Genomic DNA, 12,606 nt, shown 5'->3' with positions numbered 1-12,606 from the left:
TGCATAGTTTTCAACTTACCATTTCTTTTTAGAAAAATAAGGAATCGACCATGCCATCAATAAAGTGAATATCAAGTGTGCGATCATCCATAAGGCATACTCTACACAATTAAATTGGAACAGTGTACGTTCAGCTAACGTAATAAGTAATGGGTATAAGATTAGAAAAATAATAATTAATAAGAGATAACTTAATTTGTATAAAGGTTTGAATAACAGATAAATGATTAGAAACGTTATGTAAATACAAAATCCAATAATGATATGAATTGAAAGTTCTAAAATAAGTGGTGTCTTATTAGGATCTGCGATGAAATCAATGTTGATTAATAGCAAAGTAAGGTGTGTCGTATGCATGACCACATCCATGACAAACATGATAAGTAATAATAAAATACTAATGAACAATGCACTAAGTAAGTGATAGCTGTAACGTAACATAATCATCAACCCTTCGAATGTGTTTAACAAGCTATTCCCTTCAGTAAAACAACTTACACATTTTAAAAATTTAGAATATTTAAAAAATGATATTGACCCAAGCTTGATCCAATGCTAATATAATATCAATTCAATAAAACTTGTTAACTCTTATCAAGAGTGGTGGAGGGATGTGCCCTGAGAAGCCCAGCAACCGTCGTCTAACGAAATGGTGCTAATTCACATAAAGTAGACAATACTTTAAGAGATAAGAGAAAGTGTATCGATACTTTCTCTTAAATAATAGAAAGTATTTTTTTATGTCTTCTAACTATTTAAGAGTTGAAGTGTAGTTGAATCATTTTAAAAAAGAGGTGTCGATATACATGAGAAAATGGTTAAGTATGATCAGTATTTTAGTTTTAATTATCGTGTTAGCAGGATGTGGCAAAGATAAAGAGGATGATAAGACAATCACAGTTGCTGCTTCACCTGCACCACATGGAGATGTGTTGAAGAAAGCTAAAGAACAATTAAAGAAAAAAGGTTATGATCTAGAAGTTAAAGAGGTTAATGATTATAAAGTACCAAATAAATTATTAGATAAAGGCGATGTAGATGCTAACTTCTTCCAACACGTACCGTATCTAAAAGCTGAGAAGAAAAGTCATGGCTATAAAATAGAAGAATTAGGTAAAGTATTTACAACGTCAATGGGTGTCTATAGTAAAAAATATAAACATTTGAAAGACATTCCTGAAGGATCAACGATCTATGTTTCAAATAACCCTGCAGAGGAAGGACGATTTTTATCTTTCTTTGTAGATGAAGGTCTGATTAAGTTGAAAAAAGGTGTCAAAATTGAAGACGCCAAGTTTGAAGATATTGCAGAAAATAAAAAGAATTTAAAATTTAATCATCAACAAGGGGCTGAGTTTTTACCTAAAACATATAAAAACGGTGAAGGTGCAGCAGTTATTATGAATTCTAACTATGCTATTGATAATGGTTTAAAACCGTCTAAAGATGCAATTGTAATGGAAGGTAAATCATCACCATTTGCCAACATTATCGCAGTTCAAGAAGGACATAAAAATGATAAGAAGTTCCAAGAATTATTAAAAGTCATGCAATCTAAAGAAATTAAAGACTATATTCAAAAAGAATATGGAGACGATGTCATTCCATACGAAAGTAAATAATCCTACAAGCAAAGCAAAATGGGAGCGGACGACGAATTTAAAAGAATTCTGTTCCGCTCCCTCATTTTTTTAATAAATATTTATCATCAAAAATACTAAAAATAGCAAATTATAATTATTTTGATTATTCAGAAAATATTTACAAATCTGATAATTATTAGTAAGATATTGAATATTATCAATGAAACATTGTTTATTAAGATGGCCGGAGACTTTTCAAAGAGAGGGATGTAAAAGGGATGGTCGATTATGGGAGGATGAGTCAATATGAGTAAAGCAGAGGAATTAATACAAGAAGATGGGAAGTACTTTGCGGCATCAGGAAGAATTAAATATTACCCATTAGCCATTGATCATGGTTATGGTGCGACACTCGTAGATGTGGATGGTAAAGAATACATTGATTTATTAGCAAGCGCGAGCTCGCAAAATGTAGGGCATGCACCTAAACCGGTGATTGAAGCGATTCAGAAACAAGCTGAGAAATTGATTCATTATACACCTGCATATATGTATCATGAACCAGCAGTGAAATTATCTAAGAAACTATGTGATATTGCGCCAGGTGATTATGAAAAACGTGTGACGTTTGGATTGAGTGGATCTGACGCCAATGATGGCATTATTAAATTTGCGAGAGCGTATACTGGTAGACCGTATATCATTAGTTTTACGAATGCCTATCATGGTTCAACATTTGGGTCACTATCGATGTCAGCCATTAGCTTAAATATGCGCAAGCATTATGGTCCTTTATTAAATGGCTTTTATCATATTCCGTTTCCAGATAAGTATAGAGGTATGTATGAACAACCTAATCCTAATACAGTAGAAGCGTATCTTGCACCACTTAAAGAAATGTTCGCCAAATATGTGCCAGCAGAAGAAGTTGCATGTATTGTCGTAGAAACGATTCAAGGTGATGGTGGTTTGCTAGAGCCAGTAGAGGGTTACTTTGAGGCGTTAGAATCATTATGTCGTGAACATGGCATTTTAATTGCTGTAGATGATATCCAACAAGGACTAGGGCGCACAGGTACATGGAGTTCAATTGATCACTTTAATTTCACACCGGATTTAATCACATTTGGCAAATCATTAGCTGGTGGGTTACCGATGTCTGCGATTGTTGGTCGCAAAGAAATCATTGAAACGCTTGAAGCACCGGCGCATCTATTTACCACTGGTGCCAATCCTGTAAGTTGTGAAGCGGCTTTAGCAACATTGAAAATGATTGAAGATGACGCATTACTAACTGCTAGCTTAGAAAAAGGCGCCTATGTACGCAACCGAATGGACAAATGGGTTGATAACTATCAATTTGTCGGAGATGTACGTGGTAAAGGTTTATCTATTGGCGTTGATATAGTGTCAGATAAACAAATGAAAACGAGAGCCTCAGAAGAAGCGCTAAAGATATGTAATTATTGCTTTGATCATGGTCTTGTACTGATTGCAGTAGCTGGCAATGTGCTTCGTTTCCAGCCACCATTAGTCATTACGTACGAACAATTAGACTATGCGTTAGATACGATTGAAGATGCGTTACAAGCATTACAAGATGGACAACTTGATACTTATAATATAGATGGTCAAGGCTGGTAATACGTAAAGAAGGGAGTGGGACAGAATTCTTTTTAAATTCGTCGTCCCACCCCCGCAAGGATGACTAGAACTGAAAAAAGCTTGATTTAAGCGTATTTTCAGTTCAGTCAGCTACTGCGAATTTGCAAAATAGCATTATTATATTATTTATGTCCCAGCCTCTTCTAGTTTATTTGATGATATTAATCTTTCGGTACGATGTACTCTTTTTCTTCATTTTTCTTAGAATGTCGAACACCGTAACTTAAATAGATGATGATACCAACGACAAACCAAATTAAAGTATATAGTTTAGCGTCGAAGCTTAATCCCCAGAATACAAGTAGTACTAAAATGAATGTAATAATTGGTAGTACTGGGAAGAACGGTACTTTAAATGACGGTACGGGTAAATCTTTACCTTCACGTTTTCTTAGTCGATACATTGCAAGAGATACAAACATGAATGCAACTAATGTTCCGGCAGAAATAAGTTGTGCTAAGAATGCGAATGGGAACATTGAACCAATTAATACACCAATAATAGTAAGTATTAAAAGCGCTCTGTTTGGTAAGTGCTTATGGTTTAATTTAGATAACCATGATGGTAATAAACCATCACGACCGAATGAATAAAGTAAACGTGATCCTGCTAACATCATACCAATTAAAGCGGTGAACATACCTATTACTGAAATTGCTTGAATGACAGCCGCGATAATGCCATGACCACTTTGACGTAGCGCCCAACCTACAGGCTCTGCATTACCAGCATATTTAGAGTAATGGAACATACCTACTAATACTAATGCTACACCTACGAATAATACAAGTGCGACAGCTAATGAACCAAGAATACCACGTGGCATGGTTCTTTGCGGATTGATTGCTTCTGCAGAGTTAGCTGCAATAGAGTCAAAGCCGATATAAGCTAAAAATATCATTGAAACCCCAGCATAAATACCTTGCCAACCACCGAAATCACCATTTTCAGTGACTTTATGTTCTGGGATAAATGGTACATAATTGGATGCTTGAATGGCTGTTAAACCTACAATAATGAATAATACAATTGCTAATACTTTTAAGATAACTAAGATGTTTTCAATACGTGCAGTCTCAGTCATACCACGTGATAAAATAATTGCAGTAATAATGATAACTACAGCCGCGATAATGTCTATGACGCCACCATCAGCGCCAAACGGATTGGATAATGCTTTAGGCAATACAATACCTAAAGGGGAAATAAGTCCTCTTAAATTTGCTGAGAATCCGGATGCTACAAAGGCAACGGCAATAAAGTACTCAGCTAAAAGTGCCCAACCCGCTACCCAACCTGAAAATTCGCCAAATAAAACGTTAATCCAAGAATACGCAGAACCAGCGAAAGGCATAGTTGATGCCATTTCAGCATATGAGAAGGCAACTAAACCTGCTACAATTGCTGCTAATAAGAATGATAACGCAACGGCAGGACCTGCATGTTCAGCTGCAACAACACCAGGTAATGTGAATATTGCAGTTGATACAATTGTACCAACACCTAATGCAAGAAAATCTCGAACACGTAATGTACGTTTCAAGTGACCATCTTTATTTTGATAGATTGTGGGATCTTCTTTTCGAGTTAAATTTTTAAAAAAACTGGCCATAATCATGAACCTCCACTTACTTAATAAAATGAGTTATAAGATTAGCTTGTTAGCTCTAGAATATTTATTATCTTAGCATAAAACTTTATATTTTTGTCTAAAATTTCTGAAAATTTTAAGTTTTCTTACTTCTTATAAAATGACAGAGTATAACAAGGAAATTTTAAATGATAGATTTGATTATAACAGATTAAAAAGAAATAAAAACAACTAAAAAGAGTAAAATTATACTTAAAATATAAAAAGTAGTCTTTTGACTGAGAATAATATACTAAAAACTTAGAATAAGTCAAGTAATTAGACCTATTTTTAGCTGCTTTTTATTAAAAAAATTAAACTTTGTTGACCTATTCCATTATGGAATAGGTTCTATCGAAAATATGTATTTTATTAATAGTTACGCACATACTATAATGAGTCATGTAATAAAGTTACATCATATTCAAATGCTTCTATTATGTGTAATAAATCCATCCCCTTATATTGTATCAACGCTTAAGTGTTGAACTTTATGATTTGTTACACCTCTTGACATAAATAGAAGACTCCCATCTCGCATTTGAATATGCATCCCTAACTGAGATTACTAGCAACAATGAAATAATGAAGTAACTTTAAATATAAAGAAGCCACAACTCATGTAACTAAGTCTTTCCCTCTTTTTCCCTTAAAAATAGACATGTATGTGGCTTCTTTTTAATATTAAAAAATAATTGGACTTTGAAAGGATATGAATTTAGATGACTAAAGAAAACTACTCTGCTGCAGATATGGTCATTGATACTTTAAAAAATAATAATGTGGATTATGTATTTAGTATTCCGGGAGCAAAAATCGATTATCTCTTTAACGCACTTGAAGATGATGGTCCAGAACTTATTGTGACACGCCATGAACAAAATGCTGCTATGATGGCGCAAGGAATTGGACGTTTAACTGGTAAACCAGGTGTGGCATTAGTTACAAGTGGCCCAGGCGTGAGTAACTTAACAACTGGATTATTAACTGCTACATCAGAAGGAGATCCAGTGTTGGCTATCGGTGGCCAAGTTAAACGTAATGACTTATTACGTATGACGCATCAAGCAGTAGATAATGCTTCTCTTTTAAGATCATCTACAAAATATAGCGCAGAAGTACAAGATCCTGAGTCTCTTTCTGAAGTAATGACAAACGCTATCCGTACAGCGACTTCAGGTAAAAATGGTGCAAGTTTTATCAGTATTCCGCAAGATGTTATCGAATCACCTGTAACATCTAAAGCAATTGATTTATGTGAACAACCACAATTAGGTGTTCCAAATTTAGAAGACATACAAGATGTAATTAAAGCGATAAAACATGCTAAATTCCCAGTGTTGCTAGTAGGTATGAGAAGTTCAAGTGAGAAAGAAACAGAAGCCATTCGTCAATTAGTTGCGAAATCAAATTTACCAGTTGTTGAAACATTCCAAGGTGCAGGTGTGCTTAACCGTGAGTTAGAAAATCACTTCTTCGGACGTGTAGGATTATTCCGTAACCAAGTGGGTGACGAATTATTAAGAAAAGCTGATTTAGTCGTCACAATAGGGTATGATCCAATTGAATATGAAGCAAGTAACTGGAACAAAGAACTTGAAACAGAAATCATTGTTATTGATGAAGTACAAGCCGAAATTACAAACTTCTTACGTCCTAAAAAAGAATTAATTGGTAATATTGCAGGTACGATTCAATTATTATCTGAGAATGTGCATGAACCAATCATTAATCAAAGTCGTTTAGATGACTTAGAACGTTTAAGAGCAGATGTTATTGAAGCAACAGGTATTAAATACACTCATGAAGATGGTGTGATGCATCCATTAGAAATTATTGAAACAATGCAAAACACATTAACTGACGATACTACAGTTACTGTCGATGTGGGTAGTCATTATATTTGGATGGCACGTAAATTTAGAAGTTATAACCCAAGACACTTATTATTTAGTAATGGTATGCAAACACTTGGTGTTGCTTTACCTTGGGCAATTGCAGCTGCGTTAGTACGTCCAAATACACAAGTTGTGTCAGTAGCAGGAGATGGCGGTTTCTTATTCTCAGGTCAAGATTTAGAAACAGCCGTACGTAAAAAATTAAACATCATCCAATTAATTTGGAATGATGGTAAATATAATATGGTAGAATTTCAAGAAGAAATGAAATATAAACGTTCAGCTGGTGTTGAATTTGGACCAGTTGATTATGTGAAATATGCTGAATCATTTGGTGCTAAAGGGTTACGTGTTACTAGCCAAGCAGAATTAGAAGCAGCATTAAAAGAAGGCTATGAAACTGATGGCCCAGTATTAATTGATATTCCAGTTAATTATAAAGATAATATCAAGTTATCAACAAATGTATTACCAGATTCTTTAAATTAATTTTTAGATAAACAAACTTAGGAGTGAATATTCAATGAGTCACGTATTATATCAACATGGTACGTTAGGTACATTAATGGCAGGTCTATTAGAAGGAACTGCATCTATCAATGAACTATTAGAACATGGTGATTCAGGGCTAGCGACATTAACTGGTTCTAATGGTGAGGTTATCTTTTTAAATGGTGAAGCATTTCATGCCAATGAACATAAAGAATTTAAGAAATTGAATGGCGATGAAATGACACCATACGCAACGATTACACGTTTTGAAGCAGACCAATCTTATCAAACCTCAGATAAGGATTCTGAAAACGTATTAAATGAAGTTAAGGAACATATGTTAAGTGATAATCTATTTTCTGCAGTGAAAATAAGTGGCACATTTAAAAAAATGCATGTACGTATGATGCCTAAACAAGAGCCACCGTATACTAGATTGATTGATTCAGCACGTAGACAACCAGAGGAAACACGTGAAGATATTAAGGGAACAATCATTGGTTTCTTCACACCTGAGTTATTCCATGGTATTGGGTCTGCTGGTTTTCATATTCATTTCGCTAATGATGATCGCAACTTTGGCGGCCATGTATTAGATTTTGAAGTGGATGATGTCACAGTGGAAATTCAAAACTTTGAAACATTTGAACAACACTTCCCAATCAATAATAAAACATTTACAGAAACAGAAATTGATTATGCGGATGTTGATGCAGAAATTAGAGAAGCTGAGTAATTAATAATCATACCTAAAAGAGTCCGGGACATAAATAATATAATGAAGCTATTTTGCAAATTCGCAGTAGCTGACTGAACTGAAAATGCGCTTAATTCAAGCTTTTCTCAGTTCTAGTCATCCTTGCGGGCGGGGCCCCAACAAAGAGAATTTCACTAAGAAATTCTACAAGCAAAGCAAGTTGGGAGCGGACAACGAATTTAAAAAGAATTCTGTCCCACTCCCTCCTTTTTTAATTTATAAAATATAATATACGACACAATATAAAATAATGGTATAATGACTTAGAATTTTATATTTATGGAGGTAGCCCTAATGCAATGTCCAAATTGTGGTCAGACATATCAACCAGGAGATCAATATTGCGGTAGTTGTGGTAAGAAATTAAATGATTCAACGCTCCAATCAACGCAATCAACAACAGAATCAGTCAATTCGGAGATTCAATCTGCAACGCATTCTAAAACAGTTAAACAAGAAGGTTTCAATGAAACACAACGTGATAATGCGTATGAACATGGTGAATTTGCACATAGATATATGTCTTATGAACACCGTTATGCTGAAGGTCCATTCACACTGAAAGTGAAAACAACATTTAATGAAAGTAAGTCATTTTTTAAACAAGCATTTACTGCTCATGATGCTGTAATTAAAGGGGAACATTCATTTAGCCATACGTTACTTGCTTCATTAGTCGTTATTGGTTTGATCATATTGGGAATGTTTTTACACATATTTTCAGCAAGTTTATTTGATGGTTATTTTGTTGATACTGCAACAATTATCTTGAAATTTGTATTAACAATCCTGTTAGCGCTTGTGTTTTTACTTGTCGTAACATTTGGCGTTATTCGCTTAATGATCGTAGAACGTATTTTATTTAAAAAGGTATTATCAGATTATATATTGATCAATACACTGTCAGTCAGTGTGCTATTTTTAGGATTTGTTGTCTTTTTCCTTGAGTTCTATATTTTCAGTGGTATATTGATTGCGTTCTCTACGATTTTACTTATAACATCATCAATATACTTAATTTCGAAATATAGTGTGAATCATACACTGCGTATAGCGAGTTTTTATGGCATCATGATTTTCTTTGTCATTATAGCCTTCGCCATGCATTTGTTCGGGTCAACGCTTGTTCATCATTACGATGATTTAGGTATTGTGCATCAACTGTTCTGGCGTTGGCTCTAATGATAGCTTGAGATAATTATTAATGAGTGATGATATATATAAATTTAAAAGCCAGTAAGTGAATTTTAAAATTCATTTACTGGCTTTTAGGTATTGAGATAGGGAATATATTTAATGTTTGTTTTACTTTAAATAATTATTCAATTACAGGAATGATTAAGTGTGAATCATAATTGTCGCCAGTATATACAAGATGACGACCTTTGTTTACTGTATCTTCATGTTCATAGCGTGTTTTCATATTAGGTAAAGGTGTGCTATTACCTTTGATAACTTCGTTACCTTTAACAACAACTACTAAAGATTCACCTTTTTTAAATAATGTTCCTGATGATAATAATTCTATTTCAACTGGCACGATTTCATTTGGGTTAACTTTTTGTTCGTGTTCATGTGTATGCCATGGTTGGGTAATTGTACGAAAACCAACAAAGTCGGTATAATTGTACAAAAACAAACATGTAAAGTGAGGTCTATCAAATGACTCAAGATCGTAGAATTAGGAAATCACAACAAGCGATTAAAATGGCATTTATCAATTTATTACATAAATATGATTTCAATGATATAACTGTACAACAAATTACAGATTTAGCTGATATTAATCGCGGTACGTTTTATACGCATTACTTAGATAAATACGATTTGCTAGACAAAATGGAAGACGAACACGTAGATGTAGTGCGTACGTTTATTAAAGAAAGCAAACAAAGTAGTGGCGGGAAGTTCTCAACAGAGGATTTAAGACACATCATGGAATTTCTGATTGCACATATTGAGGATAATATAGCATTTTATCAATTAATGTTCAAAATAGGGACAGCGTCTAAATTGCATGAAAAATTATATGGCCTATTAACAAGCTATTTAAATAGTTTTACAAATACACAGGGTGATATTAGTGGTATTCCATTTTCTTATTTTATGAGTTATGTATCAGGTGCAGGATTATCATTCTTAAGACATTGGGTTGAGGATGATAACCGTATCCCTAAAGAAGATTTAATTCAATATTTTTACGATATTGTTAATAATGGTCCAGCTACAATAATACAAAGAGAAATGAATCGATAAAGTAAAGTTTCTAATTACTGATACCGGTGATTAGGAGCTTTTTAATTTTAAAAAGATTATTATAGATTGTTGAATTAAGCATATATTATTGAGTTTTATATCATAGCATACGATGTATAATGAAACGCATAAAAATGAGGGAACCTATTACGTTGTTATGTATCTTGGGTTATATAATTATTTTAATATTTGAAATAAAGTATAAAAAATAACGTTTTCTTAAGTCACAATTAAGAAAACGTTAGCCCAATAATAGAAATTGGAGATACATATTGGCTTACCTATAAGTCAGTAATATGTCCTTTATTTTTACACCTAGTTCCAAATCTCAAACGATCTAGGTGTTTTTTATTACAATTATTGTAGCATAACACTTGATGTTAAGCAATCTAAATAGAATCTTTGTGTCGTCTATATTTGACATATACAGAAATGTCGTTTATATTTTACATATACCGTAATTAATAATCTTGAGGTGATCAAAGATGACCAATTTTCGAGATAAAACGATTAATCGACTCATCGGCGTAATGACTGAACGTGATGAGCGAGAAAAAGAAATGCTATACACACATGTTACGACAACTTTTGTTATTACTTATTTTGGCTTGCTTATATTAGCTTTCATTAGTTTAATCAATGATTATGTTGTGCAGCATGTTAATATACCAACCATTGGTGTATTCATTTTGTTCTTTATTGTGAATATAGTCTTATCGATAGGTATTCGAAAACATCATTTAGATGAAAATCGAGTTTATACTAAAGAAGCCTATCAAAGGGTGTTAAAAAAGCATAAGTTAAGTTGTTTACTCGGTGGTATCATGTTCGGTGTCATTATGAGTTTACTTAATTTAACGCGATTATATTTTTCTGATCAAAAGATTGAATTAGGATTTTTTATAACGATTAATTTGATGGCATCTTTAATTTTCGGTTTAGTCAGTTATTTTGCTGGTAAGCGTAAAATTGTTAAGGCATACAATGAAGGGGCGTATAAAGAATGAATAAATTTAGTAATGCGTTATTCAATTGGTTTACACAAAATCCTACAGGTCGAGATGAGCGTGAACAAGGTGTCCTTGAACATAAATTAGCGGTTATGTTTTTAATAACCTATATATTAATAGTTATTTTAGGTACAGTTAGTTTGATTATAGATATGATGAGAGAAACAGTAAGCTTCGGAACGGTGTGCTTATTAGTATTAAGTGTTATTTTAACGTTTGCTTCTCTATGGATTAATAGAAGAAATCGTTTAGATGAGTTAAAAGCTCATTCAGCTGTAGAATACAAACAATGGGTGAAAAAGCTTGCAATAAAATGCGCGTTTTTCGTCGTTTATTTTGCAGTGATGATGTTTATTATTACTGGCGTTATCTTTCCGTATATTTTTAATGACGGGTTTGACTTTAAAGCGCAATTCATCCGATGTGTCATCTCTGGCGTGCAATTCGGAGTTTTCATGTTTATTTATTACATGATGATGTTGAAAAAAGAATATTAACAATGATTCAACTCCTTAAGTATTATATAATAAATTTATATAATATTTAAGGAGTCATTTTATGTTAAACGCGGATCCAATTATTGCTAAAATGAAAAATCAAAAAATCAACTATGATCGAGTACTGAAAAAATTAATTCATCAATGGGAAAGGGAAGGATTGAGACCTAAAATCTTGCTGCATAGTTGTTGTGCGCCATGTAGCACTTACACGTTAGAATATTTAACAGAGTATGCTGATGTGGCGATTTATTTTGCTAATCCTAACATCCATCCTAAAAATGAATATTTAAGACGTGCAAAAGTTCAAGAACAATTCGTTAAAGATTTTAATAAGAAGACTGGAAAGCAAGTTAAATATATTGAAGCGGAATATAAGCCGCATGAATTTATGAAAATGGCGAAATCGCGTGGACTTACTGAAGAACCAGAAGGTGGCTTACGTTGTACTGCATGTTTTGAAATGCGTTTAGAGCTTGTTGCTGAAGCTGCTGTGAAATACGGCTATGATTACTTTGGTAGTGCCCTTACATTATCCCCTAAAAAGAATGCGCAATTAATTAACGAGTTAGGGATGGAAGTGCAACATTTATATGATGTGAACTATTTACCAAGTGACTTTAAAAAGAATAAAGGATATGAACGTTCAATAGAAATGTGTAATGATTATCACATTTTTAGACAATGCTATTGTGGATGTGTCTTTGCTGCGATGGCACAAGGGATAGATTTCAAACAAATCAATCAAGAAGCGAAAGATTTCTTACAACAATTTTAATTAAAAATGACTCCTAATTTGAAGTTGAAGCATTTCAAA

The 12,606-nt window shown here is 33.3% G+C and carries 11 protein-coding genes, 1 pseudogene and 1 riboswitch; of the genes and pseudogenes, 9 read left to right on the top strand and 3 right to left on the bottom strand.

Annotated features, from left to right (window positions below):
• Positions 1-15: 15 nt before the first annotated feature.
• Positions 16-447, bottom strand: coding sequence for a hypothetical protein (locus AK212_RS02085; RefSeq protein WP_174841356.1), 432 nt, complete (start codon positions 445-447; stop codon positions 16-18).
• Between the two features lie 141 nt (positions 448-588).
• Positions 589-695, top strand: a riboswitch (SAM riboswitch).
• A 111-nt stretch (positions 696-806) separates the two neighbouring features.
• Between AK212_RS02085 and AK212_RS02080 the strand changes: the two genes are divergently transcribed.
• Positions 807-1,622 carry a MetQ/NlpA family ABC transporter substrate-binding protein gene (locus AK212_RS02080; RefSeq protein WP_053028897.1) on the top strand — a complete coding sequence of 272 codons (816 nt, stop codon included), beginning with the start codon at positions 807-809 and terminating at the stop codon, positions 1,620-1,622.
• Between the two features lie 267 nt (positions 1,623-1,889).
• Positions 1,890-3,227: an aspartate aminotransferase family protein gene (locus AK212_RS02075; protein WP_053028896.1), complete on the top strand. Its 1,338-nt coding sequence runs from the start codon at positions 1,890-1,892 to the stop codon at positions 3,225-3,227.
• A gap of 182 nt (positions 3,228-3,409) precedes the next feature.
• Here the strand turns inward: AK212_RS02075 and AK212_RS02070 are convergent, their stop codons facing one another.
• Positions 3,410-4,861, bottom strand: a complete 1,452-nt coding sequence (locus tag AK212_RS02070) for an APC family permease (RefSeq protein WP_053028895.1) — start codon at positions 4,859-4,861, stop codon at positions 3,410-3,412.
• A gap of 740 nt (positions 4,862-5,601) precedes the next feature.
• On the opposite strand from AK212_RS02070, the gene alsS reads away from it, so the two are divergent.
• The 3 genes from alsS to AK212_RS02055 all read left to right on the top strand — a co-directional run bounded on the left by alsS (position 5,602) and on the right by AK212_RS02055 (position 9,208).
• Positions 5,602-7,266: an acetolactate synthase AlsS gene (alsS, locus tag AK212_RS02065; RefSeq protein ID WP_053028894.1), complete on the top strand. Its 1,665-nt coding sequence runs from the start codon at positions 5,602-5,604 to the stop codon at positions 7,264-7,266.
• A gap of 34 nt (positions 7,267-7,300) precedes the next feature.
• The gene (gene budA, locus AK212_RS02060) at positions 7,301-8,005 is read left to right on the top strand and encodes an acetolactate decarboxylase (RefSeq protein ID WP_053028893.1); all 705 of its coding nucleotides are present in this window, start codon (positions 7,301-7,303) and stop codon (positions 8,003-8,005) included.
• A gap of 315 nt (positions 8,006-8,320) precedes the next feature.
• On the top strand, positions 8,321-9,208 hold the full coding sequence (locus AK212_RS02055; protein WP_053028892.1) for a zinc ribbon domain-containing protein: 888 nt from the start codon (positions 8,321-8,323) through the stop codon (positions 9,206-9,208).
• 136 nt (positions 9,209-9,344) lie between these two features.
• Here the strand turns inward: AK212_RS02055 and AK212_RS02050 are convergent.
• Positions 9,345-9,626: pseudogene (locus tag AK212_RS02050) on the bottom strand (CocE/NonD family hydrolase C-terminal non-catalytic domain-containing protein); the annotation flags it as partial.
• Positions 9,627-9,688: 62 nt separating this feature from the next.
• Between AK212_RS02050 and AK212_RS02045 the strand changes: the two are divergent.
• The 4 genes from AK212_RS02045 (at position 9,689) to AK212_RS02030 (ending at position 12,567) form a co-directional block, all read left to right on the top strand.
• Entirely contained in the window at positions 9,689-10,282 is a 594-nt protein-coding gene (locus AK212_RS02045) for a TetR/AcrR family transcriptional regulator (RefSeq protein WP_053028890.1), read from the top strand.
• A 485-nt stretch (positions 10,283-10,767) separates the two neighbouring features.
• The gene (locus AK212_RS13745) at positions 10,768-11,289 is read left to right on the top strand and encodes a hypothetical protein (protein WP_231119748.1); all 522 of its coding nucleotides are present in this window, start codon (positions 10,768-10,770) and stop codon (positions 11,287-11,289) included.
• Positions 11,286-11,789 (top strand): hypothetical protein, encoded by a 504-nt coding sequence (locus AK212_RS02035; protein WP_053028889.1) that lies wholly within the window; start codon positions 11,286-11,288, stop codon positions 11,787-11,789. Before AK212_RS13745 ends, AK212_RS02035 begins: the two co-directional genes overlap by 4 nt.
• Before the next feature lie 61 nt (positions 11,790-11,850).
• Positions 11,851-12,567: an epoxyqueuosine reductase QueH gene (locus AK212_RS02030; RefSeq protein WP_053028888.1), complete on the top strand. Its 717-nt coding sequence runs from the start codon at positions 11,851-11,853 to the stop codon at positions 12,565-12,567.
• Positions 12,568-12,606 lie beyond the last annotated feature (39 nt).

The sequence above is a fragment of the Staphylococcus borealis genome (assembly GCF_001224225.1).
GTDB lineage: Bacteria > Bacillota > Bacilli > Staphylococcales > Staphylococcaceae > Staphylococcus > Staphylococcus borealis.
Note: the sequence above shows the minus strand (reverse complement) of the source record. Positions and strands in the feature narration are given on the sequence as shown.